The sequence below is a fragment of the Alloscardovia omnicolens DSM 21503 genome (assembly GCF_000420505.1).
Classification (GTDB): Bacteria; Actinomycetota; Actinomycetes; order Actinomycetales; family Bifidobacteriaceae; genus Alloscardovia; species Alloscardovia omnicolens.
This window is the reverse complement of record NZ_ATVB01000003.1, coordinates 95606-113103: the sequence shown is the minus strand read 5'-3', so window position 1 is coordinate 113103 and position 17498 is coordinate 95606. Positions and strand designations below refer to the sequence as shown.

Sequence of the window (17498 nt, the reverse complement as noted above, 5' to 3'; positions counted from 1 at the left end):
CGACACAACAGATTGCGCTCAGAGATATTTTTCCTCCTCAGCGTCATGATATCGGAATATTCTTAGAAGGAGGAAATGAAGAGAAGGGATTTTGTATGACGATCGCTTCACATGACGACGCTATGTTCAATGCCGCCGGTGGGGAGTTAAGCGAAGATACAATGGTGATAAATAATCCATTAGTTGACGCTGAGCAGATGCCTAACAACCCATCAGGGAAACAAGGCTTATCTCGACGTACACGCATTGCATTGTGGTCTAGTGGAGCAGTGCTTGCTGTTCTTCTTCTCTCCCTTATCGGTTGGTTCTTCGGTGCGCGTTGGTATTACCAAGACAAGGCTCCTTTAGGAGTTGAATTTGGTAGTGTGAGTGTTGCGGGTCAAAATGCTCAGCAGCTTAGAGTAACTGTAAGCAATGCGGTGGCTCGTTCCTCCGTAACTGTTTCTGATGATAATGGCAAGAGCGTTAAGGCAAACCTGAAAGACTTAGGCGTAGCAGTAAATGTGAATCAGACTGTAAAAAATCTGTTGACTGCTAAAAACGATAATATTTTTGCGAAGGTTAATCCTTTTATTCATTATAATGTGCCATTGAATGCGAAGGTCGATAAGTACGCTACGAGTCAGTATTTAGCCAAAAGCTTCGTTAATGAAGATAATCGTGCTGTCGGTTCTACCATTGCTTTTGATTCTGAATCAAAGTCTTACTCTGTTGTAACTGGTAAGAGCGGTAAAATGCCTGAAAATACACAGGTTCTCACACAAGTTAATAAGCTTGTTAAAGAGCCTGGTCACCCGAGCAGCGTGAAAATTTCTTATAAAAACGTGAGCATGCCAATCTCTGTAGAATCTGCTCAGCAAGCTGCAGACCAAGCTAACGCGCGAGTATCTGCTCAGTATGTTGTTTCTAATGGCGACGGTAAAAACTTCCAAATCCCAGCAGATCAGATTGCTCAGTGGATTACTGTAGATGCCGATCCTGCTCAGGGAACAATCAAACTTCAATACGATAAACAGAAGGTGAGCGACTATATAAGTTCTACTCTTCCTGAACAACTCAATCAGGCTAAAGTAGATCAAGAAGATGTTGTTGATGGCTCCGGCAAGGTTCTTCTCACCAAGGTTAAAGGTGCCAATGGCGTAACAATTGGTCGGACGGATGCTGTTGTTAATACGCTCTACGACGCTCTTACAAAGGGCGAGGGCGCAAGCACGCAGGTTGAATCTACTATTACGAAGTTTGAAACAAAACAGACCAAGTCTGAGATGCGCATTGTTGTAGATAAAAGCACTCAAATGGCTTATGCATACCGTAACGATGAGCTTGTGCGCAGTTTCCCTATTTGCTCGGGTAAAAACGGTGGCAATGAGTCAGATAACGGTAACTTCTTTATCTACCTCAAGTATGCAACCCAAGATATGACTGGTTTGAATGATGATGGTTCTCGCTATCTGTCTAAGGGCGTGAAATGGGTTAGCTACTATAACGGCGGTGAAGGCTTCCATACTGCAACATGGAATTATGGTGGTATTGCGTCAGGAGATTCAGCAGGCCATGGTTCTCACGGCTGCATTAACATGTATGAGCAGGATTCCAAGTGGATTTACGAGAACTGTCCTCAAGGAACTCTTGTTCAGGTAGTGGGTAGTCAGCCAACAGGTCCAGTTCGCTAAACTCTTCTGAGAAAACCTTCAGGTGGTGAATATTGAAGAATATTCACCACCTTTGTGTTACTCTTCTACAAGATGTGACTTTTGGAGGGATGTTATGAAAAATGTGCAGCCAAAGAGGGCTACGCTCAAAGATATTGCTCGTAAAGCGGGAGTTTCGTCCACTGCTGTTTCTTTGGTTTTGAATAATAAACCTAACCGTTTCACTGAGGAAACGCGCGATTTGATTCGTTCCATCGCAGAAGATATGCACTATCTTCCTAACCAAACCGCTCGCAGTTTGGCAACACAATCCTCAAGTCTGTTAGCTTTGATTATTCCCGATATTGAGAATCTCTTCTTTGCTTCTTTGGCTAAACATATGGAAAATGAATGCCGACGTCAAGGCTATTCTTTGCTCATCGTTGATACCAGTGAAGATGTGAACGAGCAGTCCAGTGCCATTAGCCGCGTTACTCAGTTGGGTATTGACGGTCTTTTTATTGTGCCAACTTTTGGAACAGCTGAGTATAATGCTCAGCTACTTGATGAACTCGCGTCCACGCATGTTCCGGTTGTTTTTATTGACCGTATTCCTGAGCAAATAAACCAAGGTGTGGCGGATAGAAAATGGCGCGCATTGGCATACGATCACAGCGTAGGAGGACGTTTAGCTGCTCAGCATTTGATTCGTTCTGGGCATACGAAAATCGGTGTGATTGGCCCTGTGAAACGACATGCGTTGGACAGTGGGAACAATACTGCGGATAATAGCGTGGAAATTACTGCGGATAATAGCGTGGATCATTCCGCACGTTTTGAAGCTTTCCTCGATGAACTTGCTGCTCATAATATTGTTCCACAGGATGATTGGATTATTGATAGCGGTTTCAGCTTGGCTCAAGGATACAATTTTGCTGATAACCTGCTTCATGCGGGTGTGAGCGCTGTATTTTGTGGAAATGATCTGATAGCTGTGGGTTTCCTTCGCCGAGCAAGAGAACAAGGCTATGCTGTGCCAGCAGATATATCTTTGATTGGCTATGACGATGTGATGGGTGCTTTCGGATTAGATTTTGAGCTGACAACTATTCGTCAGGATGTTGAACAGTTGGCGAAACGCAGTTGCGAGATGATGTTGGATGCGGCTTATGTTGATTCAGGTCAGGGCAATGTGGTGCTTTTGAAGCCTGAATTAAGTGAAGGGTATAGCGTAGCCAAGGTGTGAGTTCTGACAGAGAGCTGGGGTCTCGGTGTTAGGTTCACGTTGTAGGTTCTCTGTGCTGGTGGCTTCGTAGGCGCAAATTTTATATATGTGTCCGTTATACCATTTTTCGCATCAAGATGGCATAACGGATGCATGAGTCGCATACGAGGTCGGACAGATTTCTGCTATATGCGCTGCATGCAGATATATCAGTTCTTACATCGTTGAGCTGCGTTCAACGATGTTTTTCTGCGCGCGGTGCGGTCTGTTAACAGTCTATGTTCCGCTGATTGCGGTTCCTCAGATTCTCAAGAATTTTGGAGTGGAATTGCCCTGAGATTGGCGGTTTCTGAGTCCAAGGTTCTAAGGCGTGTGGGTGCAATCGTTGTGTGCGCGGTGCGTTGACAATCTTCACGCATCGAGGTATGTATCGGGGCTTGGTGTAGCAGAGAGCGCTCTACATATGACGCATTTACTTAGTTAAGATTCAGCTGATAAAACCAACCAGTAAAAGCAGAGTGCTCAGCGTAGTTGTGTTCTTAATGTGCGACACGCGCGAGCGGTGGAGTATTTTCCAAAATCATAAAAGCTTGCTATCTTTTATATCAGTGGTTAAACGCTTAACCAAGAAATATAAAATACAAAATACGAGAAATAAGAAAAGACAAAAGTAACGAATTCAAAGGAGACTTCGATGTCTACAAAAATTATCTTAGATTGCGATCCTGGTCATGACGACGCTGTGGCAATTTTGTTGGCTGCAGGAAACCCAAACATTGATTTACTGGGCGTAACTACTGTAGGTGGCAATCAGAGCCTCGATAAAGTTACATATAACGCACGTGCAGTCCTCGAAAAAGCGCACGCAACAGATGTTCCTGTATATCGCGGCGCTAATCGTCCGATTTTGCGCGACGCTCAGGCAGCGGCAACAATCCACGGCGAAACTGGTCTTGATGGCGTAGAACTTCCTGCGCCAAGCCGTCCGCTCGAAGACAAGAGTGCAGTTCAATTCATTATTGACACTCTTATGTCTGAAGAGCCTGGCACAGTAACACTTGTTCCAACTGGTCCTCTCACTAATATTGCTATGGCCGTGCGTATGGAGCCACGCATTGTTGAGCGCGTGAAGGAAGTTGTGCTCATGGGCGGCGGTTACCATGTGGGTAACTGGAGCTCGGTTGCAGAATTCAATATTATGGTTGATCCAGAAGCGGCGCACATTGTGTTTAACGAGCCATGGAAGGTTACCATGGTCGGCTTGGATTTGACGCATCAGGCGCTGTGCACACCTGCTGTGCAGAAGCAGATTGAATCTGTTGGCTCCGACCTGGCCATGTTCGTCTCTGGTCTTATGGACTTCTTCCGCAAGGCATACAGTGAAAATCAGGACTTCGTAGATCCTCCAGTGCACGATCCATGCACGATTGCATACCTCATTGATCCATCGATTGTGCAGACGCGCCGTTGCCCTGTAGATGTGGAGCTTGCAGGTACATTAACTGTGGGTATGACCGTAGCAGATTTGCGCGGGCCAGAGCCTTCAGAAGATGAATGCCACACTCAGGTGGCTACGAAGTTAGACTTCGACAAGTTCTGGGATTTGGTGGAAGACGCAATTAAGCGCATCGGCTAATCAACAAGACTTGAGGTTGCCGGCAGCATGCAGTGCATGGGTTGTGGGTGTTTATATGTGTGCTCGCATGACTGCCGGTTTCCTCGACATTTCTTTCAATCCTTTTTACGACACAGATTCGGAGCGTAAAACGCATGACAGTGCTTGACTCTTTACATCATTTGAACGGTCGTGTAGCCGTTTTGGGTTCGATGAACGCTGATTATACTGTGCGCACGCAGCGTCTGCCACAGCCAGGGGAGACCGTGGCGGGTGGTCAGCTGGAGATTTTGCCAGGTGGTAAGTCGTCGAATCAGGCGGCAACGGCAGCTCTGCTGGGTGCTCAGGTGGGTATGTTCGGTGCTTTGGGAACCGATACGAATGCTGATTTTTTGGCGTCCAAGCTCGCTGGCGCAGGTGTGCGTACTGAACACATCGCTCGCATGGACGGTCCGTCCGGCACTACCGTTATTACTGTGGCTGAGAGCGATGGCGAAAACACGATTGTGTATTCTCCAGGTGCGAATCACAAGCTCACCGTGGATTATGTGCGCTCGCACGTTGCAGAGCTCACCAGCTACAGTGTGCTGGGGCTGTGCCTCGAATCTCCTATGGATGCGGTGATTGAAGCGGCACGCACCGCTCGAGAAGCAGGAATGACCGTTCTGCTCAACGATTCGCCATTTATGGCACATCTTCCAGTTGAGTTGATTGAGAACGTCGATATACTCTTGGCCAACGAGCATGAGGTTGCGCAGATTATCGGCTTGGATCCAGATATTGAGTGGGTCAGTGCTGATTGGTCTGCGATTGGTCAGGCTCTGCACAAGCTCGGATTCGACCGCGCGATTATTACTTTGGGCGCTTTAGGCTCCTGCGTTATCGATGGTGAGACGATTGAACGCGTCGACGGTGTGCGCGTTGATGCAGTCGATACCACCGGTTGCGGTGACTCTTACATGGGAACCGTACTCGCTGGTTTGGCTAGCGACCTCTCTCTGGCAGATAGCGCTCGCTTGGCGGCTTATGTGGCGGCTTATGCAGCCTGCGGTTATGGTGCCCAGGCATCATACGGAACCGCTCAACAGATTTATGAGACCTTTTCTCTCTAATTTCTCTCAGAGGTCTCATATACAGTAACTCTCGCTCGTGGCCAAAGACGCCGCGGGCGAGAGTTTTTGCTTATAATCTTTAAGGACGATGTTGTCGAGTAAGGATGAAGCGATGAAGATTTGCATGATTGGTGGCACGGGCACGATTAGTACAGAAATTTCTAAGAAACTGCTGCGCGAAGGTCACGAACTGTATGTGCTCAACCGCACCGGCTTGTCCGATGTTTTGGGCGATGCGCCACTGTATATTCAGGCGGATATCAACGGTGATATAGAGAGCTTAAAAGACGCGCTGGATGAGGCAGCTCCCGGAGTTATTTTTGACGCGGTGTGTCAATTTGTTGGCTATGAGCGCTGGCAAGTTGAGCGCGATTATGAACTTTTTAAGGATCGCTGCCTTCAGTATGTGTATACTGGCTCAGCTTCCGCGTATTGCAAGCCTGTGCCTGCAGGTTTTATTACAGAAGAGACGCCGCTGATTAATCCGTTCTGGCAGTACTCGCGCAATAAGATTGACTGCGAGAACTTCTTGATGGAACGTTACCGCGAGGACGGTTTTCCAGTAACGATTGTGCGCCCAAGTCATACGTATAACGAGAGGAAAGTGCCGTTAGGTTTGAATGGGCATAAGGGAAGTTACCAGGTTCTCGACCGCATGTTGCGTGGGAAACCAGTGTTGATTCATGGCGATGGCACAACATGGTGGACGATGACCGATAGTCGCGACTTTGCTGTTGGCTACGTTGGGCTGCTCGGCAAGGAAGAAGCCATCGGCGAAGCTTTCCAGATTACGAGTGACGAGTCGATTACATGGAATGAGATTTTCCAGACTTTAGCTGATTTGTTAGGTGTTGAGCTCAAGGCTGTGCATGTGAGTTCTTATACTCTCGCTGAGTTGGGTGTGCGTGCTGGTTATGATTTCGAAGGGGAGCTGCTGGGCGACAAAACGTATACAGTCAAATTCGACAACTCGAAAATAAAGAAACTCGTTCCTGAATTCAATCCGCAGATTTCCTTTGCTGAAGGTATGAAGCGAACAGTTGAGTACGTATTGTCACATGAAGAGTGCCAGCAACTCAATCCTGAATTCAATCAATGGTGTGATGACGTCATTAATTTTAGGGAACAACTTCTGGTAAAATAGATAAAAATGTTCCCTAAAAGGAGTGCTGGTGAGCGAAGACTACATTCGTATTCAAGAGTTGCTTCAACAACGTGCGGATTTACAGGCACGCTTAAAACTCATGCCCTATGAGGGCACTCCTGAGATTAAAGAAACAGCCAGTGGTCGCTACATTTATATGCGCAAGCGTGAAGCAGGCAAACTTACCTCGTCCTATGTGGAGAAGTATTCCGAAGAGTTGTTCCAAGAACTGCTACGATATAGCAAGCAGGCTCGTGAATTAAAGAAGAATATTCGTGCTGCAGAACGTGAGCTTGCCCGCTTGGGGTACGAAGATAAAGAAATCTCTGCTCGTGTGCGCATGAATATTGATTTTGCTCGCATAAATGTAAAGACAAGCATTTACGATCAAGCTGTGCTCGAAGGAGTGGGTACTACTTTTCCTCAAACGGAAGATATTATCGACAATGGAATTGTCTCGGGCGTATCTGCTTCGGATGTGAATAAGATCTTGAATCTTAAACATGCGTGGGAGTTTATTCTCGATGATGGTGTGGTTTCGTATGGTCCTCATTTCGATACACTCAGCCACATTGCGCAGTTAGTAAATGAAGGTTTTTATCGCAACGGCGGTATGGTGCGGGGCGTTCCCGTTGCTATTGGAGGAACAAGCTATCGACCGCCAATTCCATATGAACCTGATGTGCGTGATGATGTGGGAAAGCTGCTCTTACAGAACAAAGCGGACGTTGAGATTGCTATAGATCTGTGTTTGTATGTGATGAAAACTCAGATATTCAATGATGGTAATAAGCGTGCTGCTGTGCTCTTCGCTAGTCAATTCCTCATCACACGAGGATCCGGTTTGCTGGTTGTCCCCGAAAACAAAGTATCTGAGTTCAAAGAATTGCTTGTTCGTTATTACGAGGGGACGAATGAGGAAGCTATTCGAGCTTTTATGCGTACGCATTGTTGGAGAAGAATGGATGCATAAAAAAGGAGGATTCCCGAAAGAATCCTCCATTAACGTTTAGTCGGCTTGGTGAGCCAGCTGATTAATCAGCTCTGGATCTCGCGTAGCTCCCTTATCGGCAGAACGTGCAAAAGCAGCGTACGCCTTCAAAGCCAGCGAAACCTGACGGTCACGGTGTGGACGATAACCATAACCATTTTCGATGGCTTCGCGACGCTGAGCCAGAACCTCATCTGGAACATCTACGTTAATCGTACGGTTTGGAATATCGATAACAATAGTGTCACCATTTTCCACCAAAGCAATAGGGCCGCCAGCAGCTGCTTCTGGAGCAATATGACCAATCGACAAACCAGAGGAACCACCAGAATAACGTCCGTCGGTAAGCAGTGCAACCTGCTTGCCGATGCCCTTACCCTTTACGAAGGAAGTAGGGTAGAGCATTTCCTGCATGCCTGGACCACCCTTCGGTCCTTCGTAACGAATAATCAGGGCCTGACCAGGCTTTAAGGTGTCGTTCAAAATAACTTCCACAGCCTGTTCTTGAGACTCCACAACCAAAGCCTCACCGCTGAACTTCCAAATCGAAGGATCAACGCCTGCAGTTTTTACTACGCAACCATCAGGAGCAATATTTCCGCGCAGAACAGCTAAACCGCCTTCAGTGACGGACGGATGTTCAATATCGTGAACAGCACCGTTAATATAATCGCGGTCTAAATCATCGAAACGAGCGTTTTGGCTCATACCTTCAGCAGTGCGATGACCTCCCGGAGCTGCGGTAAACAAATCAAGTGCTTCCTCAGTAGCGGTATCGCGGCGAATATCCCAGTCAGCAAGTTTTGCTTCCAAACTTGGGTAATCAACCGAATGAACGTCGCGGTGTAACTTACCACCGCGGTCAAGCTCGCCCAAAATACGGGTGATGCCGCCGGCGCGGTGAACGTCGGAAATTTCCCACGGACCCGATGGGCTGGCTTTGCAGATGCAAGGAACCGTGTGGGAGATGCGCTCAATATCTTCGAGCGTAAAATCAACGTCTGCGCTTTGAGCAGCAGCCAAAATGTGCAGAACAGTATTCGTAGAACCGCCCATAGCCACATCCATGGTCATAGCGTTCTCGAAGGCATGCTTGGTTACGATATTGCGAGGAAGAACAGAAGTGTCATCCTCGTGATAGTAACGGTTAGCTAAATCAACAATCTTAGCCCCCGCTTTCTCAAATAAAGCTGTACGAGCGGCGTGATCGGCCAAAGTGGTGCCGTTACCAGGAAGAGCTAAACCGAGTGCTTCCATCAAGCAGTTCATGGAATTAGCAGTGAACATACCTGCACACGAGCCACAAGTTGGGCAAGCAGTACGTTCATATTCGAGCAGATCTTCATCAGAAACGTTATCATCTGCAGAAGCATACATAACATCAATTAAATCAGTGCTCTTTGTGGTGCCATCGGACAGAGTAGTGATACCCGACTCCATTGGGCCGCCCGACACGAAAATTGTTGGAATATTCAGACGTAAAGCAGCCATAAGCATGCCTGGGCTAATCTTGTCGCAATTGGAAATACAAATCAAAGCATCAGCACAGTGAGCGTTGACGGAATACTCAACAGCGTCGGCAATAATATCGCGGCTTGGAAGGGAATACAGCATACCCGTGTGACCCATTGCAATACCATCATCCACAGCAATAGTATTGAACTCGCGAGGAATACCGCCAGCCTGCTTAATAGCCTCGGATACGATACGACCTACTTTATTCAAATGCACGTGACCTGGAACAAACTCGGAGAAGGAGTTTGCTACGGCGATAATAGGCTTACCGAAATCTTTTTCATCCACGCCGGCAGCACGGAATAAAGCGCGCGCGCCAGCGAACATTCTGCCGTTCATAATTGTTGCTGATCTCATTTTCATACTGCTTAATAGTAATAGCTGGGGTAGTTTTGAGCATGCCGCGTTCACGTTGTGGAAAGTTGGGGTGGGGTGGGGCTGAGCGTGGTTGTGTATGTTCACGCTGGGGACTGGTGCGTGACACGGCTGGCGTTGGTCGAAGTGCGTGGTGGAGTGGGTGAGGATGTCGTTGGTGTGTGCGCAGCGAGGGCTGTTCGAGCTTTATCTTTCATAGCTAACCGCAAGTGTACGTCGTAAAGTTGTTTTAGTGCTTAAATCAGGCTTGGTAAAAGCTGTACCACGTACGGCTACGCTCAGCTGTGAATGCTACGGCAGAAATGAAGTAATAACTGGCAGCCGTGCCTTTGTTTTATACCGAGGTATGAGTACACTAGGAAAGACTAAAAAGACCACTGTATGTATGGGAGAAAAATGGCACTGGGAACTAACCCTGAACCACAGGGACTTGTAAATCCTCCATTGGATGAGCTTATGGAGCATGCGGATTCCAAGTATGCATTAGCAATGTTTGCAGCTCGCCGCGCTCGCCAGATTAACTCTTACTTTACTCAGCTGAATGAAGGCTTGCTTCAGAATGTGGGTCCTTTGGTTGAGTACCAGAATCAGGAAAAGCCATTGTCTATTGCTTTCCGTGAGATTAACGAAGGATTGCTCGAAGAGACTTTGGGTGAAGACGAGTAAATAGTCGTTGGTTTTAACCGCGCATACCCCGCGTTCAGCGCCACAAGAGCTGCTGGCGCGGGTTTTTTCATGAAGCGGTGAATGAGCGGGTGTGAGTGAGCAGCGGTGAATTCAGTAGCGGTGAGCGAGCGACTTGGTGCGTGGCATACAGAGCAGCTCAGGCTTCTCCTCAGCCAATTGGTTCATCTGCTCGTATCTCTCATCTGCTCATATGAGGGATATCGCACATGTAGAACGTAACTACCATAGTCAAAGTAATGAAGGATAAACGATGGCAGCAGAACAAGCAAAGTCAACGGTAAACACAGACGTACATCTGTTTACCTCTGAATCGGTAACTGAAGGTCACCCAGATAAAGTGTGCGATCAGATTTCGGACGCTATTTTGGATGCGTATATGGCTGCTGATCCTCATTCACATGTGGCTGTGGAAACATGCGCAACAGCCGGACAGTTCGTTATTTTTGGTGAGGTGTCGTCAACCGCGCACATCAACGTTTCTTCTGTTGCGCGTGGAGTGCTTGAACGTATTGGCTACACCGATTCTCGAATTGGCTTAGACGCATCTTTGGTGGGCATTATGGAGTCCATTGTGGAGCAGTCTGCAGAAATTAATCAGGGAGTCAGCTCGCATGTGCGTGCACAAGCAGCAGGCTTGGGTAAGGTGCGCAGCGCTCAGCAGCGCTATGAACTGCAGGGGGCAGGCGATCAGGGTTTGATGTTTGGCTATGCCGCCGATGAAACCCCAGAACTCATGCCTTTGCCGATTGTTGTAGCACATAAACTGGCGTCTCATCTGGCGGCTGTTCGTCATAGCGGCAAAGTGCCTCATTTGCGTCCTGATGGCAAAACTCAGGTGACCATTGCCTACGATAGCGAAAACAAGCCTTTGTATGTAGATACAGTGGTAGTATCCACGCAGCATGACCCTGATGTTACGCAAGAATGGATTCGCGATGTAGTGCGTGAACAGGTGGTAGAGCCAGTTCTTGCACAAGTGTGCGGCAATGCAGTGGCCTATGATTCCTATAAGCTGCTTGTGAATCCTACGGGTTCTTTCGTTATGGGTGGCCCAGCTGCTGATGCGGGTTTGACGGGCCGCAAAATTATTGTGGATACTTATGGTGGAGCAGGTCATCATGGCGGTGGAGCTTTCTCTGGTAAAGATCCAAGCAAGGTAGACCGCAGCGCAGCGTATGCAGCTCGATGGGTTGCAAAGAATATTGTGGCTGCAGGTTTAGCGCATCGTGTTGAAGTGCAGGTAGCGTATGCGATTGGAGTGGCAGATCCTGTATCCATTTATGTGAATACTTTTGGTACGCAGAGCGAGGGCATCACCCGTTCGGCGATTGAGAAGGCCGTGACACGTGTGTTTGATTTGCGTCCGGCTGCGATTATTGATGAGTTAGGATTACTCGCTCCGATTTATGGGAAAACTGCTGCGTATGGTCATTTCGGTCGCCCTGAATTCAGTTGGGAAAACACTGATAAAGCAGCAGATTTACGTGCAGCAGTAGAGAAAAGATAGGGGATAGAGCAGATGAGCGAAGATACGCGCAGTATGCATCAGCCAGCTTTAGATGGCTTGGCTGTGCGTAAGCGCGTCAGCAAGTCTGCTCAAAAAGCCCGTGAAAAAGCTGAAGCAGACAATAAACCAGCTGCGCATCAGCCTATTGCGCGCGTTGTTTTAGATATTCAAACTCCGCATTTAGGCAAACTATTTGACTATGTTATTCCGGAAAAGTTCTCCGAAACTGCTGTGCCTGGAGCGCTGATTCGAGCTCGCTTTGGACATCAACACTGCACGGGCGTTGTGTGGGAGCGCGCTGATTCCAGCAATGCTCCTCGTTCGGCGCTTAAAACGATTGAGCGTGTGCTGGGCGGCGGTGTTCATGTGGGCGCGGCGATGCGCGCAGATATTGATGGGATTGCTGAGTATTTTGGTGGCAGCCGCGCCAATATTGTGCGGTTAGCGGTTCCTCCTCGCGTCGCTAAAGTAGAAAAAGAATTAGCTCCCTCTTTACGCGCACTCTCTCATGATTCTGAGCAGCCGGTATCTGATAGAGTACAGGATTTTGCTGCTCAGGCAGCTAGCCAGTTAGCAGGCTTATATTCCGGCATCAACGACGTTACTCATGCTCTGAGCATGCACACCACATCGTCTCACGTGATATGGGATGTAATCGCCGGAGTCGGACAGTGGACCTACGACCTCGCTTGGATTACTAGCGCCGCCCGCCTCCAAGGTCGAACCGTGGTAATGGTTCTACCAGACATGCGTCATGTTCAGCACATGGTTCAGCGTCTACGCAGTGTGGGTTTCAAACAATTTTCCCGAGACAATGCGTTGGGGCAATGGATCGGAGATTTCGCCATATTAAATGCCTCATTATCGGCAGCAGAAAGGTACCGCGCGTATCGAGCTGTGGCTGACGGACTGGTAAACATCATCGTCGGTACACGAGCCACAATGTATGCTCCCGCAGGTCATAATGCGGTGTATATCTCTTTCCATGATCAGGTTTACCAGAACTGGGATGGTTTTACCCCGTATCCTAATGTGGCTGATGTCTTACGCATAAGAGCGCAACGCAACAAAGGCATAGTCATCAGTGCAGGATATGTGCGCAGCCGTGAAAATCAATGGCAAGCAAGCCATCATGAACGCAGCGTTATTGAAGTTCATGGCTTGCCCACAGTCATCAAAAATCGCAGTGCGTGGGTTCGCCATCTCAACAGGGCGGAACTGGAACGTTTAGCAGATCCAGCAGTGGGAGCGCGAGTTCCTTCTGTGGCTGTTCGCGCGCTACGCGATGCTGCAAGTAAAGGCCCTGTTTTGTTTTCCTTACCTGCGCGCTCGCGTGCATCAGTTGTGTGCTGTGCACAATGCCGTAAAGGAGCACAGTGTAGACGTTGCATGGGGCCCCTCGTGCCTTCACAGTCAGCGTCTTCACAGCAAATGCCTTCACAACCAGTGCCTTCACAGGGCACGCCCTCTCAGAATCTGCGCCCACAAAATAAACTCCCTCAGAATCTTCCTCCACAAAATGTATCTCACACCCCACCACACTGTGGCTGGTGCAATCACGTCGCAGAATCATGGAGCTGCCGTCATTGCGGTTCATCGCGTATGCGCATACTTAACGTAGGAACAGAAGGCACAGCGATGGAATTATCCACCCTGATTCCTGGTGTACCTGTGATTATGTCTTCACCTCATTTGGCGCGCGGCGTGGTGGAAGAGATAAGTAATAAGCCTTCTCTTGTTATTGCTACGGCAGGTGCAGAACCTATCGTGCGTGCGCAAGAAAACGGGCAAGCCAGCGCAAAAGACAAGCAAAACGCGCAAGACAGCGACCGAAACAGCGCGCAACCAACACCACAATCAACACCACAAGCACACCACACATCCAATCAACAATCGGGCTACCAATGCGTTGCCCTCGTTGACGCATGGACGAGTTTGTATGGCACTTCACTCGACCAGCGCATTGATACTCTTACGGTGTGGAGCGAAATCGCAGCTATGAGCGTGCCTCATGCTCAAGGTGGTCAAGTTCTTATTTTGGGCGAAGCAGAACCTGTTATTGCTCAAAGTTTAATGACGGGGGATTATCGCGCGCTTCTTCAACGCGAACTGGCTGATGCTGAACAAACAGCTTTACCTCCAAGCGTTGCTGCCGTGGTGGTCTGGGGCGAAAAACATAGCGTAACCACTCTCGTAGAAACAGTGTTAGCTGAACATCCTGAATTTGCTACTATCAGCACACCTGAAGGTGAACTTCCTGCTATCCTTGGACCAGTATCTAAACCTGCGCCCGCCCATCTGAAACAGCAGTATATGGACGAAACCTATGAGCGTGTGCAATGCGTTATTCGTGTCAAGCGTGATACACTATCTACCTTGGTACGCAGCGTTCATCGCGCTCAGGCTCAGCATAGTGCCACACGTTATGCCGCCGAACTACACGTTCATGTGAACCCCAAGAGCTTACTCTAGGACAACTGATACTAAAACAACCTACTCAATCTACTTAACCTACTTTCAAAGAACTTACTCTAGGAGGAAAAATGACTCGTATTCTTTTTGCTGGAACTCCTGATGTTGCTGTAGAACCTTTGCGTGCCCTCATTGAAGCAAGAGGCGATATAGAGGTTGTTGCTGTGCTTACACGTCCGGATGCGCCTCAGGGGCGCGGACGTAAACTGATGCCGAGCCCTGTTAAGCAGGTGGCGTTAGAGATGGGGCTTCCTGTGATTGAAGATAAACCTACATCTCCTGAATTTTTCGAGAAGATTGAGCAGCTTCAGCCAGATATGGCAGCTGTTGTGGCATATGGTAATTTGCTTAAGCAAGAAGCTCTCGATGCTATTGCTGGCGGATGGTACAATCTGCATTTCTCCTTATTACCTCTGTGGCGAGGAGCAGCTCCTGTGCAACGCTCTATTTGGGCGGGAGATACGGTGACTGGAGCATCTGTTTTCCGTATTGGACCAGGATTGGATGACGGTCCGCTGCTTGGTCAAGTCAGCGTGAGCATTGGCGAGCATGAAACTTCAGGAGAACTGTTACAGCGTTTATCTCATGATGGCGCTTTACTGTTACGTTCGTGCTTACAAGGCTTGATATCGGGTGAGATTAAACCGGTAGAGCAAGAAAGCGGCTCATATGAGCATGCTGCAAAAATTCATCCTGATGATGCTCGTATTCGCTGGAGCGTTCCAGCTTTTGCTGTTGATCGTCAGATTCGCGCTTGCACTCCGGAGCCAGGTGCGTGGACGGTTTTGCATAACGGTGACGATGAGGTAAATCTGCATATTGCTCAGGCTCGCATAGATAAGCGCGATTTAGCACCTAAACTTCAGCCAGGTATGCTTTCTGTTACGAAAAAACATGTGTGGGTGGGCACAGCTACCGAAGTATTAGAGTTAATGCAGGTTAAAGCTCAAGGTAAAAAACAGATGATTGCTGCAGATTGGGCGCGTGGAGCGCGTTTAGCTGAGGGAGCGTATTGTGAATAAGCGCGCATCGTCTCACAATAAGGTGCAACATACCGCGCGTAGCGTGGCATACAGTGTGCTGTCTCGTTTAGAAGAAAAAGATGCTTATGCTAATTTGTTACTGCCGCAGGTTCTGGATGAATCGGGTTTAAGTAATGCAGATAAAGCTTTTGTTACTGATGTTGTTTACGGAACCTTGCGTTGGCGTCTTCTCCTCGATCGTGTGATTGAAGCTGCTCATAAGAAATCCTTGCGCACGATTAATACAAAGCTGATTAATGTGCTGCGCATAGGAGCGTATCAGTGGTTGTTTATGCATGGAGCTGATTACGCCTGCGTGAACGAAAGCGTGAGCTTAGCACGTCGCGTAGTAGGAGCACAATCTAGGGGTTTTGTGAATGTGCTGATGCGAAAAATTACGGCGTATAACAGACAGCAATGGGAAGTTAATATTACGTCACGCATTCAACGTTCAGATACAATGAGCGCTGAGGATGTTTCCTTAGCACGAATGTCAGTGCGTTTTTCACATCCTAGCTGGATTGTGCGCGAGCTTAGCGAAGCATGGAATGCTGGAGGTTATGCGTGGCAGAATAGTCAAGGCAATGCTCTGTATGAGTTACTTGCCACAGATAATGAAGCTCCATCAGTCACCTTGTGCGTGCGTCCAGGTCTTGCCACTATCGATGAGGTATATGATCAGGCAGAATCAAAGGGAGCGCACGTGGTACGAGGAATGCTCTCTCCTTATGCTGTGCGCATGCGCGGTATTAATCCTGCTCGTCTTACTGGCGTTAAAAACGTAACAGTAGGCGTTGAAGATGAAGGAAGTCAACTTGCTGCCTTAGCTTTAGCACATGCGAGCACGCATACCGAGAGCGTAAATCAGCAGTGGCTCGATATGTGTGCTGGCCCAGGAGGTAAAACAGCCCTTCTTGCCTCTCTTGCCACACAGCAGAATGCGCGCATAACAGCGAACGAACCGCATGATCACCGTCGTCAACTGGTACGCAATAATCTTGCAGCAATTAATACCGAGGTTATTGCCGATATTACAGGTTTTGATGGTGTTGAATTTGGCGAGCACTATGCCAATTCTTTCGATAAAATTTTGGTGGATGCGCCATGCTCAGGTTTGGGAGCATTGCGTCGCCGTCCTGAAGCGCGCTGGCGCAAAACGCCTGAAGGAGTGCGTGAGTTATGCGCTCTCCAAAAGCAACTGCTTATCAGCGCTGTGGATGCGCTGAAACCAGGGGGAGTGGTGGCATACGTCACCTGCTCACCTGTATTAGATGAAACACGTCATATTGTTGATGCTGTTTTAGCTGAGCGACGCACTATGCAACGTCTGGATGTGCCACGTATTATGCGCGACATTAATCCATCTATTCCTGTTCCTGAACCACGTGCAGATGGAGCCGCACAAGACATGCAATTATTTGAGCATATTCACGATACTGATCAAATGTTCATTGCTGTTCTACGCAAAGATACAACGGACACAAACGCTTAGTGCGCGTCAATAATGTCTAAAGCAAGCGATAAATCACGTTCATCAATATGGAAAGGTGCTGCTTGGCGTGTAACTGGTTTTGCACAAAACGCAATACCCACGCCGGCAGCCTGAATCATAGGAATATCGTTTGCACCATCACCAATAGCCACAGTGTGTGCAATATCAACGCCTTCTTGCTCAGCCCACTCGAATAGTCGAGCTTTCTTTGTCTCCTTGGTTACCACGTCTGATGTAACGGTTCCATCGAGAACTAAACCTGCCTGCTCATCTTCGCGCACGCCTAAACGATGAGCATAGCAATAATCAATTCCTAAATCGCGAACCAACATATCTGCTACCTCATGGAAACCACCGGACACAATGCCCACAACCCATCCGCGGTCATGCGCAGTATCAATCAAGGTGCGCGCTCCATACGTCACATGCAGTCGGTCATATACTTTCTCAAAAATATCTGTGCTCAAACCATCTAATAAGCGCACACGTTCATGCAATGCTTGGCGAAAATCAATCTCGCCATTCATAGCGCGAGCAGTAGTATCGGCAATTTGTTCACCGTAACCGCAGGCAGCACCCAGCTCATCAATAACTTCTTCATCAATCAGGGTGGAATCAATATCCATCACAATAATGCGCTTATCCATGTTTCGATAATATCGTGGCCTGAGCCAATCGTGGCGTGTAATTCCACGGTGCGGTAGCCTTAA

13 protein-coding genes are annotated in these 17498 nt (G+C 48.2%); 11 read left to right on the top strand and 2 right to left on the bottom strand.

What is annotated here, in order from left to right; all coding sequences use genetic code 11:
- Positions 1-95 precede the first annotated feature (95 nt).
- The 6 genes from G464_RS08590 to G464_RS0102225 all read left to right on the top strand — a co-directional run bounded on the left by G464_RS08590 (position 96) and on the right by G464_RS0102225 (position 7700).
- Complete coding sequence (locus G464_RS08590; RefSeq protein ID WP_022856562.1) at positions 96-1673, top strand: L,D-transpeptidase; 1578 nt, start codon at positions 96-98, stop codon at positions 1671-1673.
- Positions 1674-1767: 94 nt separating this feature from the next.
- Entirely contained in the window at positions 1768-2877 is a 1110-nt protein-coding gene (locus tag G464_RS08585; RefSeq protein WP_022856561.1) for a LacI family DNA-binding transcriptional regulator, read from the top strand.
- Between the two features lie 673 nt (positions 2878-3550).
- Complete coding sequence (gene uriH / locus G464_RS0102240) at positions 3551-4492, top strand: uridine-preferring nucleoside hydrolase UriH (RefSeq protein ID WP_022856560.1); 942 nt, start codon at positions 3551-3553, stop codon at positions 4490-4492.
- Positions 4493-4626: 134 nt separating this feature from the next.
- The gene (locus G464_RS0102235; RefSeq protein ID WP_022856559.1) at positions 4627-5583 is read left to right on the top strand and encodes a ribokinase; all 957 of its coding nucleotides are present in this window, start codon (positions 4627-4629) and stop codon (positions 5581-5583) included.
- A gap of 88 nt (positions 5584-5671) precedes the next feature.
- Positions 5672-6727 carry an NAD-dependent epimerase/dehydratase family protein gene (locus tag G464_RS0102230; RefSeq protein WP_022856558.1) on the top strand — a complete coding sequence of 352 codons (1056 nt, stop codon included), beginning with the start codon at positions 5672-5674 and terminating at the stop codon, positions 6725-6727.
- Positions 6728-6755: 28 nt separating this feature from the next.
- The gene (locus G464_RS0102225) at positions 6756-7700 is read left to right on the top strand and encodes a DUF6788 family protein (RefSeq protein ID WP_022856557.1); all 945 of its coding nucleotides are present in this window, start codon (positions 6756-6758) and stop codon (positions 7698-7700) included.
- Between the two features lie 36 nt (positions 7701-7736).
- Here the strand turns inward: G464_RS0102225 and ilvD are convergent, their stop codons facing one another.
- Positions 7737-9596 carry a dihydroxy-acid dehydratase gene (gene ilvD, locus G464_RS0102220; protein ID WP_026472541.1) on the bottom strand — a complete coding sequence of 620 codons (1860 nt, stop codon included), beginning with the start codon at positions 9594-9596 and terminating at the stop codon, positions 7737-7739.
- A 408-nt stretch (positions 9597-10004) separates the two neighbouring features.
- On the opposite strand from ilvD, the gene rpoZ reads away from it, so the two are divergent.
- From rpoZ to G464_RS08575, 5 genes are all read left to right on the top strand, one after another.
- On the top strand, positions 10005-10274 hold the full coding sequence (rpoZ, locus tag G464_RS0102215) for a DNA-directed RNA polymerase subunit omega (protein ID WP_018143087.1): 270 nt from the start codon (positions 10005-10007) through the stop codon (positions 10272-10274).
- Between the two features lie 271 nt (positions 10275-10545).
- Entirely contained in the window at positions 10546-11802 is a 1257-nt protein-coding gene (gene metK, locus G464_RS0102210; RefSeq protein ID WP_022856555.1) for a methionine adenosyltransferase, read from the top strand.
- A 12-nt stretch (positions 11803-11814) separates the two neighbouring features.
- The gene (locus G464_RS09615; RefSeq protein WP_022856554.1) at positions 11815-14274 is read left to right on the top strand and encodes a primosomal protein N' family DNA-binding protein; all 2460 of its coding nucleotides are present in this window, start codon (positions 11815-11817) and stop codon (positions 14272-14274) included.
- 71 nt (positions 14275-14345) lie between these two features.
- Positions 14346-15296 (top strand): methionyl-tRNA formyltransferase, encoded by a 951-nt coding sequence (fmt, locus tag G464_RS0102200; protein ID WP_022856553.1) that lies wholly within the window; start codon positions 14346-14348, stop codon positions 15294-15296.
- Entirely contained in the window at positions 15289-16788 is a 1500-nt protein-coding gene (locus tag G464_RS08575; RefSeq protein WP_021617961.1) for a transcription antitermination factor NusB, read from the top strand. Before fmt ends, G464_RS08575 begins: the two co-directional genes overlap by 8 nt.
- Here the strand turns inward: G464_RS08575 and serB are convergent.
- On the bottom strand, positions 16785-17435 hold the full coding sequence (gene serB / locus G464_RS0102190; RefSeq protein WP_022856552.1) for a phosphoserine phosphatase SerB: 651 nt from the start codon (positions 17433-17435) through the stop codon (positions 16785-16787). The two genes, G464_RS08575 and serB, sit on opposite strands and share 4 nt — an antisense overlap.
- Between the last annotated feature and the right edge of the window lie 63 nt (positions 17436-17498).

What these genes read in the sequence shown, in the direction of transcription:
- G464_RS08590 (WP_022856562.1), top strand. Translation starts at nt 96, where the DNA reads ATGACGATCGCTTCACATGACGACGCTATGTTCAATGCCGCCGGTGGG.
- G464_RS08585 (WP_022856561.1), top strand. Translation starts at nt 1,768, where the DNA reads ATGAAAAATGTGCAGCCAAAGAGGGCTACGCTCAAAGATATTGCTCGT.
- uriH (WP_022856560.1), top strand. Translation starts at nt 3,551, where the DNA reads ATGTCTACAAAAATTATCTTAGATTGCGATCCTGGTCATGACGACGCT.
- G464_RS0102235 (WP_022856559.1), top strand. Translation starts at nt 4,627, where the DNA reads ATGACAGTGCTTGACTCTTTACATCATTTGAACGGTCGTGTAGCCGTT.
- G464_RS0102230 (WP_022856558.1), top strand. Translation starts at nt 5,672, where the DNA reads ATGTTGTCGAGTAAGGATGAAGCGATGAAGATTTGCATGATTGGTGGC.
- ilvD (WP_026472541.1), bottom strand. Translation starts at nt 9,596, where the DNA reads ATGAAAATGAGATCAGCAACAATTATGAACGGCAGAATGTTCGCTGGC.
- rpoZ (WP_018143087.1), top strand. Translation starts at nt 10,005, where the DNA reads ATGGCACTGGGAACTAACCCTGAACCACAGGGACTTGTAAATCCTCCA.
- metK (WP_022856555.1), top strand. Translation starts at nt 10,546, where the DNA reads ATGGCAGCAGAACAAGCAAAGTCAACGGTAAACACAGACGTACATCTG.
- G464_RS09615 (WP_022856554.1), top strand. Translation starts at nt 11,815, where the DNA reads ATGAGCGAAGATACGCGCAGTATGCATCAGCCAGCTTTAGATGGCTTG.
- fmt (WP_022856553.1), top strand. Translation starts at nt 14,346, where the DNA reads ATGACTCGTATTCTTTTTGCTGGAACTCCTGATGTTGCTGTAGAACCT.
- serB (WP_022856552.1), bottom strand. Translation starts at nt 17,435, where the DNA reads ATGGATAAGCGCATTATTGTGATGGATATTGATTCCACCCTGATTGAT.